Raw genomic sequence first — 19,513 nt, forward strand, 5'->3', positions numbered from 1 at the left:
TGATTTTCGGGACTTATGGCTGAGACTGGGCGTGCGGGCGCGCCGGGAGAGTTTCCGATGTTTGCAGATTATTCATTGGCGGAGCTGGGCTCCATTTTTGTGATGCAAGGCTTTTCCGGCCTCATCCTGTTTTCCGTTTATCTTCTGATGGCGCTCGGACTGGCGATCATTTTCGGCCAGATGGGCGTGATCAACATGGCGCATGGCGAGTTCATGATCCTCGGCGCCTATGTCACCTATTTCACCTCTCAGTTCTTCCTGAACTATCTGCCGCCGCTGTTTCCCGGCTACTTCTTCCTCGCGATGATCCTGGCGTTCATCGCCTCCGGCGTGCTCGGAATGTTCATCGAATGGGTGATGATACGTCACCTCTACAAGCGGCCGCTCGATACGCTGCTCGCCACCTGGGGCCTCAGCCTCATTCTGCAGCAGCTTTACCGTTCGTTCTTCGGCGCTCGTGAAGTCGGCGTTGAATTGCCGGAATGGATGATGGGCTCGGTTGCTATCACCGATACGATTGAGGTGCAGATCAACGGCCTGTTCGTCATCAGTCTGACGCTTGCGATCACGGTCGCGGTTGCGCTGCTGATGTTCAAGTCGCGTTGGGGCAAACAGGTACGTGCCGTCGTGCAAAACCGCATCATGGCGGGCGCCGTCGGCATCAACACCGAAAAGGTCGACCGTTACACCTTTGCTCTCGGCTGCGGCATCGCCGGCGTCGCGGGCTCTGCCTTCACCATGATCGGCTCGACCGGTCCGACCGCAGGCCAGCTCTACATCGTCGATACATTCCTTGTGGTCGTCTTCGGCGGCGCGGCGAGCCTTCTCGGCACCATCGCCTCGGCCTTCTCGATCTCGCAGGCCCAGTCGACTCTGGAGTTCTTCCTGTCGGGCTCCATGGCCAAGGTCCTTACACTGCTCAGCGTGGTCGGCATCCTGATGCTGCGCCCGCAGGGTCTCTTCACCCTCAAAGTGCGCCGCTGAGGAAACGCAAATGATCCTCTCTCGAAAAGAACTGATCGGTCTTACGATCCTGTCACTGCTGATCCTGGCGGTGCTGCCTCTCGCACTCGATACTTTCCGGCTCAATCTTGTCGGCAAGTACCTGACCTACGCCTTCGTCGCGCTCGGCCTTGTGATGTGCTGGGGCTATGGCGGCATTCTCTCGCTGGGGCAGGGTATCTTCTTCGGTCTCGGCGGTTACTGCATGGCGATGTATCTCAAGCTCGAAGCTTCGAGCGTCGAGAACACCAAGATCCAGTCGACCCCCGGCATCCCGGACTTCATGGACTGGAACCAGATCACGGAGCTGCCTTTCTTCTGGGAGCCCTTCCACTCACTGCCGCTGACTCTCATCCTGGTCATCGCAGTGCCTGTGTTCTTTGCCTTCATCATCGGCTTTGCGATGTTCACCCGCCGCGTCGGTGGCACCTACTTCGCCATCATCACGCAGGCGATCGCCGCCATCCTGACCATCCTGATCGTCGGTCAGCAGGGCTATATCGGCGGTATTAACGGCATCACCGATCTTCGCACGCTGCACGGCTGGGATATCCGCACGGACGATGCGAAACTGATCCTCTACTTCGTCAATGCGCTGCTGCTCATCGGCTGCCTGCTCATTGCCTTCTTCGTGAAGCATTCGAAGCTCGGGCGCATCCTCGTCGCCATGCGCGACAAGGAAGATCGTGTCCGGTTCTCCGGCTACAACGTCTCGAGCTTCAAAATCTTCGTGTTCTGCCTGGCGGCCGGCATTTCGGCGGTCGGTGGCGCGATGTTTGCGCTGCAGGTCGGGTTCATGTCGCCGAGCTTTGTCGGCATCGTGCCCTCGATCGAGATGGTGATCTATGCCGCGGTCGGCGGCCGGCTCTCGATCCTCGGCGCTGTCTACGGAACGCTTCTCGTCAACTGGGCCAAGACCTCGTTCTCGGAAAGCTTCCCAGAGCTCTGGCTGCTCGGCCTCGGTGGCCTGTTCATCGCCGTCGTTCTCGCCTTCCCGAACGGACTGGCCGGTATCTACACGAGCTATGTCGAGCCTTACGTGAAGCGTCTTCTGAGCAAGAAGACCGAAATCATCCCCGGCGGGACGCTCCCGCAGGGCAGCCCCGCCGAGTGAGGAGAGAACGAATATGAATCCCCCCATCAACAGCGCGGGCGTGATCTCCGATCAGATGGCTCCGGACTTTCTTCTGGCGGTCGAAGCGCTCACCGTGTCCTTCGACGGGTTCAAGGCGGTCAACGATCTGTCCTTCTATGTGGACGAGCGCGAGATCCGCGTCATCGTCGGACCGAACGGCGCCGGCAAGACGACGGTTCTCGATCTCATCTGCGGCAAGACTAAAGCGACATCGGGTTCGATCAAGTTCCGCGGTCAGGAACTGACCCGGATGAGCGAGTCGAAGATCGTGCAGGCCGGCATCGGCCGCAAATTCCAGACGCCGTCGATCTATGACGATCTCACTGTCTTCGAGAATCTCGAAATTTCCTACCCGAAGGGACGCTCGGTGTTCGGCGCGCTTGCCTTCAAGCGCGACGCCACGGTGCGCGATCGCGTCTTCGAAGTCGCGGAAATGATCTTCCTCGAAAACAAGCTCAATGAGCGCGCCGAGTTCCTCTCGCACGGCCAGAAGCAGTGGCTCGAAATCGGCATGCTGCTGATCCAGGACCCCGATCTTCTGATGCTCGACGAGCCGGTGGCCGGCATGAGCGTGTCGGAGCGCAAAAAGACCGCCGAGCTCCTCAACAAGATCATCGCCAACCGCTCGATCATCGTCATCGAGCACGACATGAAATTCGTCGAAGACATCGCCCACAAGGTCACGGTTCTGCACCAGGGCAAGGTCCTGTCCGAAGGCAAGATGGATCATGTGAAGCACGACCCCAAAGTCGTTGAAGTTTACCTCGGACACTAGGAGCGGGACATGCTGAACGTTTCCAAACTTCATGTCTCTTACGGTCAGAGCGAAGTGCTGCACGGCGTGAGCTTCGATGTGAAGCCCAACGAAATCGTCGCGATCATGGGCCGCAACGGCATGGGCAAGACGACGCTCATGAAGAGCCTCATGGGTATCGTGCCGGCCAAGAGCGGCTCGGTGAAAGTCGGTACCGCTGACATCACCAATCTGAAAAGCTTCGAGCGGGTCGCTGACGGCATGGCCTATGTCCCACAGGGGCGCATGGTGTTCTCAACCATGACGGTGAAAGAGAACATAGAGACGGGGCTGACCGTCACCGGCGAGAACCAGGTGCCCGGCGACATCTACGAACTCTTTCCGGTTCTTCTCGAAATGAAGGGCCGCCGTGCCGGCAATCTTTCGGGCGGTCAGCAGCAGCAGCTTGCGATCGCACGCGCTCTCGCCTCGAAGCCGAAGGTTCTGCTTCTCGATGAGCCGACGGAGGGCATCCAGCCTTCGATCATCAAGGAGATGGGCCGGACGCTAAAGAAGATTCGTGACGAGAAGGGTCTGTCGATCGTCGTGTCCGAACAGGTTCTGAGTTTCGCACTCGACATCGCCGACCGAGTGCTTGTCATCGAGAACGGAAACATCGTCCGCGAAGATCTGCGGTCCAAGATCGATGAGAAGAAAGTGGCGGCTTATTTGTCCGTCTAGCGAAGACGGAAAGACGGGAAAATTCTGAAAGGGAAAAGGGTGGCAAGATGGCCGACACACTGATCAAGGTTGATCTCAACGGCTCCGCTTACGACAACGACAAGATTCACAATCGCTGGCATCCCGACATTCCGATCGTCGAATGGGTGGAGCCGGGCGACGACTTCATCATCGAAACGGTCGATTGGACCGGCGGTCAGATCAAGAACGACGACGATGCGTCGGACGTGCGCGATGTCGATCTCTCGCAGGTGCATTTCCTGTCGGGACCTGTCGGCGTCAAGGGTGCGGAGCCGGGCGATCTCCTCGTCGTCGATTTCCTCGATGTCGGCGCGTTTCCGGACAGCCTTTGGGGCTTCAACGGCTTCTTCTCGAAGAAGAACGGCGGCGGCTTCTTGACGGAGCATTTCCCCGAAGCCCAGAAATCGATCTGGGACATCAAGGGCATGTTCACGCAATCGCGCCATGTGCCCGGCGTCTCCTGGGCCGGTCTTATCCATCCGGGCCTGATCGGCTGTTTGCCGGACAAGAAGATGCTCGATATGTGGAACACGCGCGAGAAGGCGCTGTTCGACACCGATCCGGGCCGCACGCCGCCGCTTGCGGCGCTTCCTTACGCCGAAACCGCCCATATGGGCCGCATGAAGGGCGATGACGCCAAGAAGGCGGCGACCGAAGGTGCGCGCACGGTTCCGCCGCGCGAACACGGCGGCAATTGCGACATCAAGGATCTGTCGCGCGGCTCGCGCTGTTATTTCCCGGTCTATGTGAAGGGCGGCGGCCTCTCGATGGGCGACCTCCACTTCAGCCAGGGTGACGGCGAAATCACCTTCTGCGGCGCCATCGAAATGGCGGGCTGGCTGCATCTTAAGGTCGGGCTCATCAAGGGCGGGATGGCGAAGTACGGGATCAAGAATCCGATCTTCAAGCCATCGCCGATCAAACCCGATTACAAGGACCACATCATCTTCGAGGGCATCTCGGTCGATGAGGGCGGCAAGCAGCATTATCTCGACGTCCATATCGCCTATCGTCAGGCCTGTCTGAACGCGATCGAATATCTGAAAAAGTTCGGCTATTCGGGTGCTCAAGCCTATGCGATCCTGGGCACGGCACCTGTACAGGGTCACATCTCGGGTGTCGTCGACATTCCGAACGCCTGTGCGACGCTGTGGCTGCCGACGGAAATCTTCGACTTCGACATCAATCCGACCGCTGAAGGTCCGAAGAAGTTCATCGATGGCAAGATCGACGTTCCACTGGCCAAGGATCTCTGAAATGCCGGTCTATGAGTACGCCTGCGCGGAGTGCGGCCCTTTCGCCGCACTCCGTCCGATGGCCGAATATGCCGATCCGCATGACTGTCCGGAGTGTGGAACGGAAGCGCCGCGTGTCATGCTGACGGCACCGATGCTGGCGAATATGGATGCGGGACGCCGTACGGCCTTTGCCACCAATGAACGCAGCCAGCACGAGCCGAAAAGCACCAAAACGCATGGCGCCAATTGTTCGTGCTGTTCCTCCGGCTCGAAGAAAAAGGGCCGTCTCACGTGGTACGGCAAGGACGGCTCGAAGAGCTTTCCGACGAGCCGCCCCTGGATGATCTCGCACTGAGGAGAGATGTGATGAGTCTTTCGCACTGGGCCATTGTCGCGCTTGTCGCAGTCGTCCTGTTCGGACGCGGCAAGATTTCGGGCGCGATGGGCGACCTCGCCGAAGGCATCAAGAGCTTCAAGCGTGGCATGCGGGAAGGCGCGGAGACGGGGGATGAGCGCGTCTGAACGGGTAGAGGATGAGCGCGTCAGCCAAGTCGGCACATTCCGACTTGGCGCTCAATGTCGCCGTTCATTCGCAATGACGTCAGTTTTGGGAAACAGCTGGCGGCGTAAATGCGCCGTTGGTTGTATTGTCGATCAGCCTGTTGGTGCCAAAGCTCTGGATTGTTCCACCGGTTACCTGCATGCCGGTTGTGTTGGCCGTGATCGTCGAGTCACCGACCACAACGCCCGCTCCCCCTGAGGCGAAGAGGCCAAACAGATTTCCGACGATCACAGTCTGGTCGATCATGATACGGGTTGCCGCGCCCGCGGTTTGGGCAACGAGCCCTGCATTGTCGTTACCAAAAATCAGGCTGTTAGAAACTGTTCCCCGTACCGAGCCCGAGGCCGGAGAATTTACGAAAATACCGTTGGTCGTATTCAAGATCGTCACCTGATCTATAGCAAAACGTACATTTCCTCCGGCCGCGGGCTGCAATACAACACCGCCTCCGGCCGTAGGCGCTATCCCGCTATCGGTAATTTTGCTGTTGGTCATTGTAAGTTCAGTCGTCGCGCCGGCGGGTGTCTCAACACGCACGCAGGATGCCGTGCCTGCCTTAAACTGGGTGATGGTGACATTGTCGAGATGAACCGCCGCAGCGTTGATGATCCGGACGCCGTTGAGGCCGGTATTGGCGCCCTCGATCACGAGGTTGCGGAGACTGACGACAATGCCGGCGGCGTTGACGATGATGCCGTTCGTTGCCGCAGCCAGAATGCCGCCCCCTTCCTTGCAATCGATGGTGATCGATTTGGTGATGGTGACGGCGCCAAATCCGCCAGGATCAATACAGTTGATGATGCCGCCGGCCGCCGTTTTCGAAATGGCTCCGGCGAAGGTCTTGCAAGGCGCTGTGCGGCTGCACGGGTTCACATCATCGCCGACACCGGACACCCAAGTGCGTGTCGCCTGAGCGGAAGCCGGCGAGCCGGCAATCGCAAAAAATCCGAAAATCATTATAAGAGACAATATGATACGCTTCATCGCGTGCCCCCCTTGTCCGCTGCGGTCACTCTTCGTTAGATTGTAGATGTTATATATACATCTAAAAAGAGCATAGACGCTGGCGAGGCGATGCGGGGCGAACTCATTAACCGGGGCGTGCTAACAACGCGGTGGCCGCCTTCCTTTCGCGGCGCTGGAATTGGGGCAATGGGATTTCTTGCGCTTTGGCTGCGCAGCCTGACGGATCAGGCTCATTTCGTGCGGCGCAATGGCTGAGAGCGCGAAGGTTCCGGGTATCGTGATCCTGGGCGGAGCCCATGGTGCGATCGCAATGGGGCGCTGCCTGCGCGGCCGCGGCATTCCCGTCTGGCAGATCACCGACGAGACGCGTGTCCCCAGCTTCTCGCGTTACATTCTCAAAAGCCTGCGCTGGTCTGGAGCCGAAGATCCCGCGGCTCTCCAATATCTTTTGGATCTTGCGAATGAGAGCGGCCTCAACGGCTATGTCCTGCTCGGGGCGGGCGATGCGGAGGTCAAACTGATCTCGCAGAATTTCGAAGCTCTGTCGCGTGTGTACCGGCTGCCGACGACGCCCTGGGCGGAGCTCAGTTTCGCCTGCGACAAGGCGAAAGCTTACAGGCGCGCACAGGAACTCGGCATCGGCGTGCCTGAGATCTACAACATCACTTCGGTCCCGGCAGCCGAAGCCGCAACGCTCAATTATCCGGTCGTTCTAAAGCCGAGCATGCGCATCGCACGCAATCCGCTGACGCTGGCGAAGGCCTGGCGGGCCGACGACCGCGAGACCTTCCTTGCTTTGTATCGGCGCGCTGCAAGCTATGTCGGCGGCGAGAATGTCGTTGTACAGGAACTCGTGCCCGGTGGCGGTGAAACGCAGCTGTCTTACACCGGGCTCTGGAGCGGCGGGCATCCCGTTGCGGAATTTGCCGCGCGGCGGCTTCGCCAGCAGCCGGTCGAATTCGGCACCGGCACCTTTGTCGATGTCGTCGATGCACCGGACGTCATCGAACTCGGGCGCAAATTTCTCGCCTCCATCCATCACAACGGTCTGGTGGAAATCGAATTCAAGCGCGATCCGCGCTCGGGCCAGCTGAAGCTTGTCGACGTCAATCCGCGCCTTTGGACCTGGTTCGGGATCGCGGAAGCTGCGGGCGTCGATTACGGTCCGCTGCTCTACAATATCGCCACCGGCACCGAGCCGGTCATCGTGTCCGAAGCCACTTCGGGCACAGCCTGGATGTATCTGCCGCGCGATCTTGTGGCGAGCATACAGATGATGCTGAAGGGCGCGCTTTCGCCGGGGGACTATCTCGCCTCGCTCGGCAAGGTCAGAACCTGGGCGCTGTTTTCGACCGACGATCCGCTTCCGGCCCTGGTCGATATTCCGCTCGGGCTTTTGCGCGTCGCGACGAAATGGTTCTCGCTGCGCCGCAATTGATCAGGCGGCCGGCGCTTTGATCTTCGGCGCCATCGTCACGAAGCGCTCGTCCTGAGGATCTGAGCGGCAGGTGCCGGTCTTGGCGATCTCATCGATCACCTCCGTGATCAGGCGAATGCCCATCGGGCCGAGCTCGCGCCGCCACAGGCTCGCATCGTCTTCTCCCGGCAGAACGAAGCACCAGTCCTGCGCGGCAATACCGCCGGCATCCATCTCGTCGCTGAGATGATAGACGCTGCCGCCGGCGATCGGATCGCCGGCCTTGATCGTCCATTCGACGGCCGCGATGCCGCGCCAGCGGGGCAGGAGCGAGGGATGATAGCCGAGCGAGGCGATCTTGGCCTTGTCGAGCGGGATGAAGGCATGGGAATGCGCGCCGAGCACGACATCGAACTCGCCCGGGAGATCCTCATGGGTGACTTTGCGGCGGCCGGTGTGCAGAACCGGGGTTAGGCCAAGCTCCACGGCGGTCTTGGCCAGGCGGTCTTCCGCATCCGGCGCCACCACATGAATGTCATGGCCGCGAGCCTTGAGAATCTTGAGTATTTCGGCTCCGAACCAACGCGAGCCGATAAGCGCGATCCTCATAAGGATCCTCCGGAAAAGAAAGCCGCCTCACAGGGGTGAGGCGGCCTGATTATAGGACTTGAAGGCTGCCGCGAAGCGGTAATTTCAGCCCCGTTTTTCGGCCTCCCAGCGGCCCGAGCAGCCGCCAGCCGGGGCCTCCCAGGTGCCGCGGCCATATTTGCCCGACAGCCTGCCGACGCCGAGCGCCCCTTGATTGCCCTGGGTCACGCTGACGGTCACCGCGCCATTGCCCTCGACCTGACCGGAAACGTTGAAATTGTTCTTGCCGCCATAGGTGACGTTGCCGTTGTCGATGATCAGCGTGTAGCGGTAGCCGCGGTCGCAGGTACCGTTTTCGGTGACGATCAGGACGCTCCATTTGCCGTTGAAGGCCGCGGCCGACGGCTGTTTCGCAGCCTCCTGAGGAGCCGAAGTCGCAAGCGGCAAAGGCGCGCCGGTCTGGCTCGAGGCAGCGCTGGCCGCAAACATGGCGCCGGCCAAAGTGGCCGCTGTCAGAAGTCGAATCATGAAAAACCGTCCCGTTTGAATGGGCTGAGGTTAGGCCCGGAACGTGACGAAATGGCAAGCCCGTGCGGCGGAAGTGCGTCCGCGTCTCAAAATGCCGATCAGCCCTCTTGATCAGGCGGGCCGGACCTCGGTCAGAAGATGGGCGCACATGCGAAGGGCGGACGGCGTGTGCTCGACCTGGATGCGCAGGGGGCGGCCTGGGAACAGCGAGCGCCACAGATCGAGTGCCGCATGGACGGAACCGGAGAGCGCTTCCGAGCAGAGGGAGAGGCGGTCATCGCCCGGGCCGATGCCAAGCGCTTTGGCGAAACGGCGGTCATCGCCGGGACGAGTCTGACCGGAACGGATACGGGAATGAAGAGGCTTGATCGTTGCCGTAGTCATTGAACGCCTTGCCGCAAGAGTGTTGCTCTCACCGGCAAGTTTGCCAAGACCTTCTTTCCAAATCGTTCAGGCTAATTCTTCTGGCGTAAATTTAGGACAGCTTACGCTTCGGCGCGTTCCCAGCCGCCGGGCGCAAGCCGCTCCTGCGGGCGGAAACGCGCTTTGTATTCCATCTTGCGTGAGCCGTGGATCCAATAGCCAAGGTAAAGATGCGGCAGGCCCATGGCCTTTGCGCGCAGCACATGCTCGAGAATGATGTAGGTGCCGAGGCTGCGGCCGATCTCTTCGGGATCGTAGAAGGAATAGACCATGCTGAGCCCGTCCGTCAGCACATCGGTCAGCGCCATGCCGAGAAGGGGCCCCGAGCCGCGGCCGTTGATCGCCGTGTCCGGGCCGCGCTGGCGGTATTCGACGACGCGTGTCTTTACATGCGAGTCCTCGATCATCATCGCGTAATCGAGCACGCTCATCGACGCCATGCCGCCATCGGCATGACGGGCATCGAGATAACGGCGGAACAGCGAATACTGATCGGAGGAGGGGATGGCGGCACGCATATTGCCGATGATGTCGGCATTGCGCTCGCGGATACGCCGGAAGCCTTTGCTCCAGTCGAACTCATTGACGAGGACGCGGACGGAGACGCAGGCCTGACAGTTTTCGCAAGCCGGGCGATAGGCGATGGTCTGGCTGCGGCGGAAGCCGCCCTGGCTCAGAAGATCGTTCAGCGCAGCCGCGCGCTCACCGACCAAATGGGTAAAAACCTTCCGTTCCGTCTGCCCCGGGAGATAGGGGCAGGGTGATGGCGCCGTCAGATAAAATTGCGGCGTATCGCGCGGATGTTCGGTCACGGTCTTAGGTCAAAACTCCTCGACCCTGAGGATAGCACTCGAGGGGTAAACGCCAAGCTTCCATCAGGCATTTTCGACGGTCGCCCCGATCAGCATATCGTGGAGCAGGCGCTTGCGGCTGTTGAACAGCGAAATGAGCAGGGCCAACCCGCCGGTGAAGCTCGTGATCACGTAGAAAAGGATGACGTGGAAGGCACCCTGCCAGAAATTCGGCTGTTCGCCGGTATCGAGGCGGAAGATCAGGCCCATGGCCCGCATGCCGGGGGTCGCGCCGCGGCTACCGATGGAGACGCCCGAATAGAGAATGGCAACGATCGGGAAGACGGCCCCATAAAGAAGCCAGGCAAGGCCGAGCGTGACAACGCCCAGAATGCCGACGATCACGCAGGCGATCAGCCAGAGAATGCAGACCAAAGTGAAGTCAATCAGAAAGGCGATCATGCGCTTGCGGCGCACGCCATCGAGCGCGGCGGGATGATAGACGGGGAAAGAACGGTCGTCGGCGGTCATGGTGGGCCCTCATTCCTGTTCCGGTAAATGTGGGAAATCCAGAGGGCCGGACAAGGGCGAAAACCACACCGCTGAGGCGTTTTTATCGGCCTGTGCGGCAAGGCAAAATACGGCTCTGCGCGCCGCGAACGCTAAAATTTGCACCGCTAAATGTTTCAGCCATGAAAAACTCCGGAAACATTGCCTCGCTAAACGCCCCGCAACCGAAGGGCGATAAGAGCGAGGGAACACCATGAGCAAGCGACCCGAAACAATCGTGCTCCATACGGGGCACCGGGCCGACCCGACGACAGGTTCGGTCGTGCCGCCGATCCATCAGACGACGTCCTACCAGTTCAACAGTACCGAACATGCCGCCAATCTTTTTGCGCTGAAGGAATTCGGCAATGTCTACACGCGGATCATGAATCCGACGACGGCGGTGCTCGAAGAGCGAATCGCCGCGCTCGAAGGCGGCGTTGCGGCGCTTGCGACGTCGAGCGGGCAGGCGGCGGAATTCTTCGCCATCCAGAACATCTGCCATGCGGGCGATAATTTCGTCACCTCGACCGATCTCTATGGCGGTACGTGGACGCTGTTTGCGAACACGATGAAAACCATGGGCATCGAAGCCCGTTTCGTCGATCCGTCGGATCCGGAAAATTTCCGCCGCGCGACGGATGCGCGCACGCGCTGCTATTTTGCCGAGACGCTGGCCAATCCCAAGCTCAATGCCTTTCCGATTGCCGAAGTCGCAAAGATCGGCCGGGAGCTTGGCGTGCCCTTGATCGTCGACAACACGGCAGCGCCCATCATCTGCCGGCCGTTCGATCACGGCGCGGCGGTGGTCGTGCACTCGACGACAAAATATATCGGCGGCCACGGCACCTCGGTCGGCGGAATCATCATCGACGGCGGCAATTTCGACTGGGAGAAGCATGCCGAGCGATTCCCGATGCTGAACGAGCCCGATCCGAGCTATCACGGCGCGATCTGGACGCAGGCTGTGAAGCCTCTCGGCCCGATCGCCTACATCATCAAGGCCCGCGTCACGCTCCTGCGCGATCTCGGCTCGGCGATGTCTCCGTTCAATGCGTTCATGTTCCTTCAGGGTTTGGAAACCTTGCCGCTGCGCATGAAAGCGCATTGCGAAAACGCGGCGCTCGTTGCGGCTCATCTGTCAAAACATCCGTCGGTGAAGCGCATAATCTTCGCCGGCATGCACAGCGACGCCGAACAAAAGCGCCGCGCCGCGGTCTATCTGAAGGGTGGTTACGGCGGTCTCGTCGGCTTCGAGCTCAAGGACGGGATGGACGCAGGACGCCGTTTCATTGACTCGCTAAAGATGATATATCATGTGGCGAACATTGGGGATGCGCGCACCCTTGCCATTCATCCGGCATCGACGACGCACTCGCAATTGTCCGCCGCCGAACAGGCGCGGACCGGCGTCACCGACGGCTATGTACGCCTTTCCGTTGGCATCGAGCACATCGACGATATCATCGCCGATCTCGACCAGGCGCTAGAAAGATCGGCCGTGCCGCTCAAGCGGGCGAGCTGATACTACCGGCGGCGCGGTGCTTGTTTTTCGCACACAGCAAGCCTCGCGTCGCCGGTTGTGTCTTTCATGAGGGCGTTAACAGCCTGTCATGCTTCCCGGCCAGCTTGGGGCAGTCTTCCGAAAGGTTACTGCCATGCTCCGCACTTTCGCTTCTGCGATTCTGATTTCCGCCACTGTTCTCGCCGCTCCGGCGGCCTTTGCGCAAAATGCCCAGCCGCTCGTCATCGGCCATCGCGGCGCGCCCGGCTATTTCCCCGATCACACGATCGAGGGTTATACGAAGGCCATTGAAAGCGGCGTCGACTTCATCGAGCCCGATCTCGTCTCGACCAAAGACGGCGTTCTGATCGCCCGCCATGAGCCGATGCTCGGCGGCACGACCGATATTTCCGAGCGCAAGGAATTTGCCGACCGCAAGACGACGAAGAAGCTCGACGGCTTCGATGTGACCGACTGGTTTGCGTCCGACTTCACCTTCGCCGAGATCAAGACGCTGAAGGCCAAGCAGCCTATGGCCGACCGCGATCAGAGCCATAACGGCAAATATGCCATTCCCTCGCTCGATGAAGTCATCGAGCTTGCCAAGAAAAAAAGCACCGAGACCGGCCGCACCATCGGCATCTATCCGGAAGTCAAGCACTCGATCTTCCATGCGGCGCAGGGCCTCGCCATCGAAGACAAGCTTGTCGACCGGCTGAAGAAGGAAGGCTGGACCGAGAAGACCTCGCCGGTGATCATCCAGAGCTTCGAGACGGCCAATCTGAAATATCTGCACACGCGCACGAATGTTCGTCTCGTGCAGCTCGTCGATGCGGAAGATGTCGACAAGGACGGCAATATCGTTCTCGTGGCGCCGCTCGAGCAGCCGTATGACTATGTCGTTGCCGGCGACAAGCGCACCTTCAAGGACCTCGTCACTCCGGCGGGTCTCGCTGAAATCAAGACCTATGCGGATGGCGTCGGTCCCTGGAAGCCGTATCTGATGGCCGGCAAGCAGACCGATGCCAACAATGACGGCAAGCCGGACGATCTGAACGGCGATGGCGCGGTCGACGAGCGCGATCGCGTGCTGATCAAGGACACGGGCGTTGTAAAGGCCGCGCACGATCTCGGCCTCTTCGTTCACACCTGGACCTTCCGTAGCGAGCCGAAGCGCCTTGCCTCCGACTACAAGAACGATCCGGTGGCCGAATATCGCGCCTTCTTCGATCTCGGCGTCGATGGTGTGTTCAGCGACTATCCGGACCACGCCGTGAAGGCACGCGGCGTCGCCCAGCGCTAAACGCATGAACCTTTCCTTGGCGCCCGCCGACTAAGTTCTTAAGGGCGGGCGCTGAGGTAAAGGCGATGGAAGACAAAGTTTCGAAACGCCGCGGCCGTGCGCTTGTCGCGCTTCTCGTTCTGGCGTTTTTTGTTCTGATCGTGATCGGCCTTGTCTCGGCCTTCAAGCTCGGCGTGTCCGCCGGCATGGCGAGCGCAGGCACCGCGATCGCCCTCTATCAGATCCCGGCCATGGTTTTCGATTGGCCGCGCCTGACGCTCGATGATGTGTTCGCCTTCTTCGGCGCGGTGTTCGAGTGGTTCCTCGATCTCTTCAGCTGGTGAGTTTTAGTTGGAGATCGGGGCTTTCCAATACGCTTTCGGCAAAGCCGCAAACGCATCGGGCAAAGACCGCACGATAGCGGCAAGCTGCGCATCGATCTCGGCGAGATAAAACGTCCAGTCCGAAAAGCGGCGGATCTCTTCGACGCCGTCGGACACACCGCGCAGGCAGATCATGCCGGCGCCCGCGATCATGCAGGCGCGCAGCACGGCATAGCTTTCCATATCGACCATATCGGCATCGATCGCATCATACTGACTGCCATTGACGATGGAGGCGCCGGTTGCGATGCGCGCGGTGGGGATGCCGGGCAGGCGCTGCGGAATGAACAGCTCCGCCGGAAGATCGAGAAACGGCGTGACGCCTTTTTCAAATCCCAAAGGGCTCGCATCCATATCGCGGTACGACACATGCGAGACCTGAAAGATTTCGGCCTGTTTGAGCGACCGCGAACCGGCCGAGCCGAGATTGACGACAAGATCGGCGGAATGATCGTTGAGCGCTTTTAGCGTGCGCACACCCGCTTCCACAGGTCCGACGCCGATGATGACCGGCTCGATCAGCGTTCGCAGCGCCGCGCCATATTCGGCCTCCGTCGCCATGAGGAAGAGAACTCTGAGCGGGCCGTCGGCGGCGGAGTAGGTTTTGATCATGGCTTCAGTGATCGTGGTTGCAATGACGGTGATCGGCAAGAACTTCGATCACCCGGCAATCGGCGACGACATTGCACGAGCACTGCTCGACCATCCGGCTGAGCTCCTGCTCAAGCGCCTGAAGCCGCGAGATCTTGCTGCGCACGTCGCTGAGGTGGCGCTTCGCAATCGCATCGGCCTCGGCGCAGGAGGCTTCCGGCCGGTCGGAGAAATCGAGAAGGGCGCGGATATCCTCAAGCGCAAAGCCGAGTTCGCGCGCATGGCGGATGAAGGCCAGCCGGTCGCGGTGGCCGCGGCTATAGGAGCGGTGATTGCCCGAGGTTCTATCCGCCTGCGGCATCAGGCCGATTTTCTCGTAATAGCGGATGGTCTCGACCTTCGTGGACGCGACCTTGGCCAGCTCGCCGATGGAATAACTCACTTTTTCTCCTTGAACCTGTAGCCGCTACAGGTTTTAGGGTGCCCTCAGGGCCGGATCAAGGATGAGGACAAAATGGCGTCGGACAGGTTGCGGTATCGCGTCGAGGGCATGGATTGCGCGAGCTGCGCGGCGAAGATCGAGAACGCGCTCGTCCGCATCGAGGGCGTGGCCGATGTGCAGCTCAATTACGCCGCCGAGAAGCTAAACTTCCGCTATGCCGGCTCGGCCCTCAGCGATGTGGAAGAGAAAATCCGCTCGCTGGGATATACGCCGCACCGCGAAGAGAATGCAGGCGCGCGCAAGCCCAAAGCGGATGAGAAGACCGCGTGGTGGGCAAAGCCGAAAGCCAAGCTCGCCATCGCTATCGGCGTCATCCTCGCCATCGCCTTCATCGCCTCGCATGTCGCTCCGGACTATGCCGATATTTTCTACATTATCGCCGCGCTTGCCGGGATCGTGCCCTTCGGCCGCCGCGCCGCGGTGCTGGCCGTTTCCGGCTCTCCCTTCTCCATCGAACTTCTGATGGTCGTCGCCGCCATCGGCGCGGTGCTGATCGGCGAGGCGGAAGAGGCGGCGGTCGTCGTCTTCCTCTTTGCGGTCGGCGAAGTTCTGGAAAATGTCGCGGCGGGCAAAGCGCGCGCCGGAATTCAGGCGCTCATCGATCTTGTGCCGCGCACCGCGATCCGCCGGGCGGACGGGCAGGACAAGGAAGTCGCGGCCGATCAGCTGGCCGTGGGCGACATCATCGTCGTGCGGCCGGGAGATCGTGTGGCGTCGGACGGGGCGATTGTCGAAGGCGCATCCGAACTCGATCAGTCGCCGATCACCGGCGAGTCCGTGCCCGTTGCGAAATCCATCGGTGCGGAGGTTCATGCCGGCAGCATCAACACGACGGGCGTTCTGATCGTGCGAGTCACGCACACCGCCGAAGACAACACGATTTCGCGCATCGTTCATCTCGTTGAAGAGGCGCAGGCCTCGAAAGCCTCGATCGCGCGTTTTATCGACCGCTTCAGCGCCTGGTACACGCCGGACGCCATGGCGGCGGCGGCGCTTGTTATCGTCATTCCGCCGCTCTTCCTGGACGAAGACTGGCACACCTGGATTTATCGCGGCCTTGCTCTGCTGCTCATCGCGTGCCCGTGCGCGCTGGTCATCTCGACGCCGGCCGCCATCGCTTCGGGACTTTCGGCGGGCGCGCGGCGCGGCCTTCTGATCAAAGGCGGGCTTCCGCTCGAAACGCTGAGCCGCGTGAAAACCATCGCCTTCGACAAGACCGGAACGCTGACGGCGGGGAGGCCGCGCGTCACCGATCTGATCGCTTTCGGCAAAAGCGAAGATGAGGTGCTGGCGCGGGCTGCGGCGGTCGAGAAAGGTTCGAGCCATCCGCTCGCCAAGGCCATTCTGGTGGCGGCCGAGGAGAAGGGCGTCAAAATTCCAACCGGTTTCGGCGCGTCGGCCATCGCCGGCAAAGGCGCGACGGCGCGGCTGACCGATGGATTCGTCTTGGTCGGTTCGCCGCGTCATGCAGCGGAAACTTCATCTCTGCCAGAAGAGGTCGCCACAAGAATCCGGACGCTGGAGGACGAAGGCAAGACGGTCGTCGTCGTCTCGGCCGGAAAGACAGTCGAAGGCATTATTGCCATGCGCGATGAGCCGCGGGCCGATGCGCGCGAAGCGATACTGAACTTGCGGGCGCGCGGCATCCGTCCGCTGATGCTGACCGGCGATAATGCGCGCACGGGCAAAGCCATTGCTTCGGCTCTCGCCCTTGATGTGGAAGCCGAGCTTCTGCCGCACGACAAGCTGAAACGCATCGAAGCGCTGAAACGCGACGGCGGTGTCGCGATGATCGGCGACGGGATCAATGACGCGCCGGCATTGGCTGCAGCTTCCGTCGGCGTCGCGATGGGCGGTGGGACGGATGTCGCGCTGGAAACGGCGGACGCGGCGCTGCTGCAGAACAATGTGTCAGGCGTTGTCGATCTCGTTGACCTCTCGCGCGCAACGCTCGGCAATATCCGCCAGAATATCGGCGCGGCGCTCGGGCTGAAGGCGATCTTCCTTGTCACGACGCTGATCGGCGCAACGAGTCTCTGGATGGCCATTCTGGCCGATACCGGTGCGACGGTGCTGGTGACGGCAAATGCGATGCGGCTGCTGAACTGGAGGGGAGTGCCGAAGCGCTAGCGCACGAGACCCGACAGTTTCTCGATCGCGGCATCGAGCACGGTGTCTTTTTTTGAAAAGCAGACACGGACAACGCTCGTCACGGGATTTTCCGCATAGAAGGCCGAGACGGGAATGAGCGCAACGCCGCGTTCATGCACCAGCGTCTTGCAGAAATCCTCGTCCTTCACGTTCAACCCGAGCGGGGCGAGGTCGACGTTCAGAAAATAGGTGCCCTGACTTTCGAGCGGTGGCAGGCCGATGGAGCGAAGCCCGTCTGCGAGCCTGTCGCGCGAGCGCTGAAGGTCAGCGCGCATCTCCTCGAAAAACGCATCTTCCTTGCCGAGGCCATAGGCCACCGCCGTCTGCAGATTGGGCGGTGTCGTGAAGGTCAGAAACTGATGGGCTTTCGACAGCGCCTTCATCAGATGCGGTGCGGCGCAGACAAAGCCGACTTTCCACCCGGTGAGAGAAAAGATCTTTCCGGCCGAGCCGATCTTTACCGTGCGCTCGCGCATACCGGGGAGGGCGATCAGCGGAATATGCTGGCGGCCGTCGAAAGTGACGTGTTCCCAGACTTCATCGCAGACAGCGACTGCGTCGAATTTCTTGCAATAGCGGGCGAGGAGTTCGAGATCCTCGCGCGGAAAGACGGTCGCGGTCGGGTTCAGCGGATTGTTGAAGACGACGACGCGCGTCTTGTCCGAGAAGGCGCGCGCCAGCATTTCTTCATCGAAGCGCCAATGCGGCGGCTCGAGCCGCACAAGTTTCGGAATGCCGCCCGCGAGTTTCACCAGCGGCAGATAGGCGTCATACAGCGGCTGGAAGAGGACGACTTCATCGCCCGGCTCCACCAGCGCAAGGATCGCGCCTGCAATCGCTTCCGTCGCGCCGGAGGTGATCATCACTTCGCGCTCGGCATCGAGGGTTACGTCGTGCCAGTGCGCATAGTGCGTGGCGACGGCGGTGCGCAATTCGGCAAGGCCCATCATCGGCGGATATTGATTATAGCCGTCGAGGACGGCCTCCGCCGCTTTGCGGCGTATGTCTTCCGGGCCCGGCCCGTCGGGAAAGCCCTGGCCGAGATTGATCGCACCGGTTTCGCGCGCGAGCACCGACATGACCTCGAAGATCGTTGTCGGCAGGTTCGAAAACAGCGAGTTCATTTCACGCGCGTTATTTCGCACTAACGGGCTGATGCCCAAGCGCATCGATGCGGCGGCAGGGGATGCCGTCGAATTTGCAGAGTTCCTGATAGATCAGCTCGGCGTGATTGCGGTCACGCGTTTCCACGGTCACATCAAGCGTTGCGCCTTTGGCCGGGACGTCGAGGTAAAGACGCCCATGGCTGACTTCGAGAATATTGGCGCCGAGTTCTCCGAGCCGCGTTGCGATCTTGCCGAGGACGCCGGGCTGATCGTTGATGGTGAAGCGGAAGGCAGCGATGCGGCTTTCGCGCTCAAGCTCGCGCACCATGATCGAGGCCAGAATGCGCGGATCGATATTGCCGCCGCACAGAACGATGCCGACCTTCCTGTTTTTGAAGCGTTCGGGATAAGCCAGCATCGCGGCAAGGCCCGCGGCGCCCGCGCCTTCGGCCATCGTTTTTTGATGGGTCGCGAATGCATTTACGGCGCGCTCGAAATCGGCTTCGCCGACGGTGAGGATTTCCGAGACAAGGCCGCGCACGACGGGAAGCGTCAGCGTACCGACATTCTTGACGGCAATGCCTTCCGCGAGCGTCGGGCCGCCTTTGGGCCGCTCTTTGCCGGTCATGGCGTTGATCATCGACGGATAGAGCTGGCTCTCGACTCCAATAATTTCGATGGTCGGCTTCAGGCCCTTCGCGGCAATCGCGATGCCGGAGATGAGACCGCCGCCGCCGATCGGCACGACGATGATGTCGAGCTCCGGCGCATCGGCCAGCATTTCGACGCCGACCGTGCCCTGGCCGGCGATCACCTTCGGATCGTCGTACGGATGAATGAGGGTGAGGCCTTCGTCCTTCACCAGGGATTCGGCGCGGATCTGCGATTCCGCCAAAGTCTCGCCGTCGAGGACGACCTTTGCGCCGAAGGCTTCGGTCGAGCGCACTTTCACCTGCGGCGTCTGCTCGGGCATGACGATGGTCGCCGGAATGCCAAGACGCTGCGCGTGATAGGCGACGGCCTGCGCATGATTGCCCGCCGACATGGTGACGACGCCTGTTTTGCGCGCCGCATCGTCAAGGCTGGCAAGCTTCATGAAGGCGCCGCGGTCCTTGAAGCTGTTCGTCACCTGCATGTTTTCATACTTCACCCAGACCTCGGCGCCGGTCAGCGCCGACAATTTGGGGGCCGGCAGCATCGGGGTGCGGAAAACCTCGCCGTCGAGATCTTTGGCGGCGGCATGGATGTCGGCGAGGGTGACGGGGAGTTTGGACATGGGAATCGCAGTTTAGCTCAATCT

The 19,513-nt window shown here is 60.7% G+C and carries 22 protein-coding genes; 12 read left to right on the forward strand and 10 right to left on the reverse strand.

All coding sequences use genetic code 11. The annotated features are described in order from the left end of the window. Positions 1-57: 57 nt before the first annotated feature. From urtB to tatA, 7 genes are read left to right on the forward strand one after another with little or no spacing between them, the layout of a single operon-like run. Complete coding sequence (gene urtB, locus IZ6_RS06620) at positions 58-984, forward strand: urea ABC transporter permease subunit UrtB (RefSeq protein ID WP_222877206.1); 927 nt, start codon at positions 58-60, stop codon at positions 982-984. A 10-nt stretch (positions 985-994) separates the two neighbouring features. Then, the gene (gene urtC, locus IZ6_RS06625) at positions 995-2,116 is read left to right on the forward strand and encodes an urea ABC transporter permease subunit UrtC (protein WP_222877207.1); all 1,122 of its coding nucleotides are present in this window, start codon (positions 995-997) and stop codon (positions 2,114-2,116) included. A gap of 13 nt (positions 2,117-2,129) precedes the next feature. Next, the gene (urtD, locus tag IZ6_RS06630; RefSeq protein WP_222877208.1) at positions 2,130-2,912 is read left to right on the forward strand and encodes an urea ABC transporter ATP-binding protein UrtD; all 783 of its coding nucleotides are present in this window, start codon (positions 2,130-2,132) and stop codon (positions 2,910-2,912) included. Between the two features lie 9 nt (positions 2,913-2,921). Continuing rightward, positions 2,922-3,611, forward strand: a complete 690-nt coding sequence (urtE, locus tag IZ6_RS06635) for an urea ABC transporter ATP-binding subunit UrtE (RefSeq protein WP_222877209.1) — start codon at positions 2,922-2,924, stop codon at positions 3,609-3,611. Between the two features lie 47 nt (positions 3,612-3,658). Then, positions 3,659-4,888, forward strand: a complete 1,230-nt coding sequence (fmdA, locus tag IZ6_RS06640; protein ID WP_222877210.1) for a formamidase — start codon at positions 3,659-3,661, stop codon at positions 4,886-4,888. A 1-nt stretch (position 4,889) separates the two neighbouring features. Beyond that, entirely contained in the window at positions 4,890-5,225 is a 336-nt protein-coding gene (locus tag IZ6_RS06645; protein WP_222877211.1) for an FmdB family zinc ribbon protein, read from the forward strand. Positions 5,226-5,236: 11 nt separating this feature from the next. Further along, a complete protein-coding gene (gene tatA / locus IZ6_RS06650) occupies positions 5,237-5,392 on the forward strand; it encodes a twin-arginine translocase TatA/TatE family subunit (RefSeq protein WP_222877212.1) in 156 nt (51 codons plus the stop codon). Between the two features lie 79 nt (positions 5,393-5,471). Here the strand turns inward: tatA and IZ6_RS06655 are convergent, their stop codons facing one another. Then, positions 5,472-6,416 carry a NosD domain-containing protein gene (locus IZ6_RS06655; RefSeq protein WP_222877213.1) on the reverse strand — a complete coding sequence of 315 codons (945 nt, stop codon included), beginning with the start codon at positions 6,414-6,416 and terminating at the stop codon, positions 5,472-5,474. Positions 6,417-6,675: 259 nt separating this feature from the next. Between IZ6_RS06655 and IZ6_RS06660 the strand changes: the two genes are divergently transcribed. Then, positions 6,676-7,836: a carboxylate--amine ligase gene (locus tag IZ6_RS06660; RefSeq protein WP_225874029.1), complete on the forward strand. Its 1,161-nt coding sequence runs from the start codon at positions 6,676-6,678 to the stop codon at positions 7,834-7,836. On the opposite strand, the gene IZ6_RS06665 is transcribed toward IZ6_RS06660, so the two are convergent. The 5 genes from IZ6_RS06665 to IZ6_RS06685 all read right to left on the reverse strand — a co-directional run bounded on the left by IZ6_RS06665 (position 7,837) and on the right by IZ6_RS06685 (position 10,676). After that, complete coding sequence (locus tag IZ6_RS06665) at positions 7,837-8,424, reverse strand: formyltransferase family protein (RefSeq protein ID WP_222877215.1); 588 nt, start codon at positions 8,422-8,424, stop codon at positions 7,837-7,839. A gap of 84 nt (positions 8,425-8,508) precedes the next feature. Beyond that, positions 8,509-8,931 (reverse strand): hypothetical protein, encoded by a 423-nt coding sequence (locus IZ6_RS06670; protein WP_222877216.1) that lies wholly within the window; start codon positions 8,929-8,931, stop codon positions 8,509-8,511. 111 nt (positions 8,932-9,042) lie between these two features. Continuing rightward, positions 9,043-9,315, reverse strand: coding sequence for a hypothetical protein (locus IZ6_RS06675; RefSeq protein WP_222877217.1), 273 nt, complete (start codon positions 9,313-9,315; stop codon positions 9,043-9,045). Positions 9,316-9,416: 101 nt separating this feature from the next. Beyond that, the gene (locus IZ6_RS06680; protein ID WP_222877218.1) at positions 9,417-10,166 is read right to left on the reverse strand and encodes an arginyltransferase; all 750 of its coding nucleotides are present in this window, start codon (positions 10,164-10,166) and stop codon (positions 9,417-9,419) included. Between the two features lie 63 nt (positions 10,167-10,229). Next, positions 10,230-10,676: an RDD family protein gene (locus tag IZ6_RS06685; RefSeq protein ID WP_222877219.1), complete on the reverse strand. Its 447-nt coding sequence runs from the start codon at positions 10,674-10,676 to the stop codon at positions 10,230-10,232. A 232-nt stretch (positions 10,677-10,908) separates the two neighbouring features. Here IZ6_RS06685 and IZ6_RS06690 point away from each other — a divergent pair, with 232 nt between their 5' ends. From IZ6_RS06690 to IZ6_RS06700, 3 genes are all read left to right on the forward strand, one after another. Further along, positions 10,909-12,219 (forward strand): O-acetylhomoserine aminocarboxypropyltransferase/cysteine synthase family protein, encoded by a 1,311-nt coding sequence (locus IZ6_RS06690; RefSeq protein WP_222877220.1) that lies wholly within the window; start codon positions 10,909-10,911, stop codon positions 12,217-12,219. A 133-nt stretch (positions 12,220-12,352) separates the two neighbouring features. Next, positions 12,353-13,501 carry a glycerophosphodiester phosphodiesterase gene (locus IZ6_RS06695; protein WP_222877221.1) on the forward strand — a complete coding sequence of 383 codons (1,149 nt, stop codon included), beginning with the start codon at positions 12,353-12,355 and terminating at the stop codon, positions 13,499-13,501. Between the two features lie 65 nt (positions 13,502-13,566). Then, positions 13,567-13,824, forward strand: coding sequence for a hypothetical protein (locus IZ6_RS06700; RefSeq protein WP_222877222.1), 258 nt, complete (start codon positions 13,567-13,569; stop codon positions 13,822-13,824). A gap of 3 nt (positions 13,825-13,827) precedes the next feature. Here IZ6_RS06700 and IZ6_RS06705 read toward each other — a convergent pair whose 3' ends face one another. Beyond that, entirely contained in the window at positions 13,828-14,475 is a 648-nt protein-coding gene (locus IZ6_RS06705; protein ID WP_222877223.1) for a 5'-methylthioadenosine/S-adenosylhomocysteine nucleosidase, read from the reverse strand. 4 nt (positions 14,476-14,479) lie between these two features. Beyond that, the gene (locus IZ6_RS06710; protein ID WP_222877224.1) at positions 14,480-14,896 is read right to left on the reverse strand and encodes a MerR family transcriptional regulator; all 417 of its coding nucleotides are present in this window, start codon (positions 14,894-14,896) and stop codon (positions 14,480-14,482) included. 72 nt (positions 14,897-14,968) lie between these two features. Between IZ6_RS06710 and IZ6_RS06715 the strand changes: the two genes are divergently transcribed. Next, positions 14,969-17,086, forward strand: a complete 2,118-nt coding sequence (locus tag IZ6_RS06715) for a heavy metal translocating P-type ATPase (protein WP_222877225.1) — start codon at positions 14,969-14,971, stop codon at positions 17,084-17,086. Here IZ6_RS06715 and IZ6_RS06720 read toward each other — a convergent pair. Then, entirely contained in the window at positions 17,083-18,231 is a 1,149-nt protein-coding gene (locus IZ6_RS06720) for an aminotransferase (RefSeq protein ID WP_222877226.1), read from the reverse strand. The two genes, IZ6_RS06715 and IZ6_RS06720, sit on opposite strands and share 4 nt — an antisense overlap. Before the next feature lie 10 nt (positions 18,232-18,241). Beyond that, positions 18,242-19,489, reverse strand: a complete 1,248-nt coding sequence (locus IZ6_RS06725; protein ID WP_222877227.1) for a threonine ammonia-lyase — start codon at positions 19,487-19,489, stop codon at positions 18,242-18,244. Between the last annotated feature and the right edge of the window lie 24 nt (positions 19,490-19,513).

Origin of the sequence: Terrihabitans soli (assembly GCF_014191545.1) — a bacterium.
Taxonomy (GTDB): Bacteria; Pseudomonadota; Alphaproteobacteria; order Rhizobiales; family Methylopilaceae; genus Flaviflagellibacter; species Flaviflagellibacter soli.

Excerpts from the sequence above, each read along its gene's own strand:
- urtB (WP_222877206.1), top strand. The coding sequence starts at position 58 with ATGTTTGCAGATTATTCATTGGCGGAGCTGGGCTCCATTTTTGTGATG.
- urtC (WP_222877207.1), top strand. The coding sequence starts at position 995 with ATGATCCTCTCTCGAAAAGAACTGATCGGTCTTACGATCCTGTCACTG.
- urtD (WP_222877208.1), top strand. The coding sequence starts at position 2,130 with ATGAATCCCCCCATCAACAGCGCGGGCGTGATCTCCGATCAGATGGCT.
- urtE (WP_222877209.1), top strand. The coding sequence starts at position 2,922 with ATGCTGAACGTTTCCAAACTTCATGTCTCTTACGGTCAGAGCGAAGTG.
- fmdA (WP_222877210.1), top strand. The coding sequence starts at position 3,659 with ATGGCCGACACACTGATCAAGGTTGATCTCAACGGCTCCGCTTACGAC.
- IZ6_RS06645 (WP_222877211.1), top strand. The coding sequence starts at position 4,890 with ATGCCGGTCTATGAGTACGCCTGCGCGGAGTGCGGCCCTTTCGCCGCA.
- tatA (WP_222877212.1), top strand. The coding sequence starts at position 5,237 with ATGAGTCTTTCGCACTGGGCCATTGTCGCGCTTGTCGCAGTCGTCCTG.
- IZ6_RS06655 (WP_222877213.1), bottom strand. The coding sequence starts at position 6,416 with ATGAAGCGTATCATATTGTCTCTTATAATGATTTTCGGATTTTTTGCG.
- IZ6_RS06665 (WP_222877215.1), bottom strand. The coding sequence starts at position 8,424 with ATGAGGATCGCGCTTATCGGCTCGCGTTGGTTCGGAGCCGAAATACTC.
- IZ6_RS06670 (WP_222877216.1), bottom strand. The coding sequence starts at position 8,931 with ATGATTCGACTTCTGACAGCGGCCACTTTGGCCGGCGCCATGTTTGCG.
- IZ6_RS06675 (WP_222877217.1), bottom strand. The coding sequence starts at position 9,315 with ATGACTACGGCAACGATCAAGCCTCTTCATTCCCGTATCCGTTCCGGT.
- IZ6_RS06685 (WP_222877219.1), bottom strand. The coding sequence starts at position 10,676 with ATGACCGCCGACGACCGTTCTTTCCCCGTCTATCATCCCGCCGCGCTC.
- IZ6_RS06690 (WP_222877220.1), top strand. The coding sequence starts at position 10,909 with ATGAGCAAGCGACCCGAAACAATCGTGCTCCATACGGGGCACCGGGCC.
- IZ6_RS06695 (WP_222877221.1), top strand. The coding sequence starts at position 12,353 with ATGCTCCGCACTTTCGCTTCTGCGATTCTGATTTCCGCCACTGTTCTC.
- IZ6_RS06700 (WP_222877222.1), top strand. The coding sequence starts at position 13,567 with ATGGAAGACAAAGTTTCGAAACGCCGCGGCCGTGCGCTTGTCGCGCTT.
- IZ6_RS06705 (WP_222877223.1), bottom strand. The coding sequence starts at position 14,475 with ATGATCAAAACCTACTCCGCCGCCGACGGCCCGCTCAGAGTTCTCTTC.
- IZ6_RS06715 (WP_222877225.1), top strand. The coding sequence starts at position 14,969 with ATGGCGTCGGACAGGTTGCGGTATCGCGTCGAGGGCATGGATTGCGCG.
- IZ6_RS06720 (WP_222877226.1), bottom strand. The coding sequence starts at position 18,231 with ATGAACTCGCTGTTTTCGAACCTGCCGACAACGATCTTCGAGGTCATG.
- IZ6_RS06725 (WP_222877227.1), bottom strand. The coding sequence starts at position 19,489 with ATGTCCAAACTCCCCGTCACCCTCGCCGACATCCATGCCGCCGCCAAA.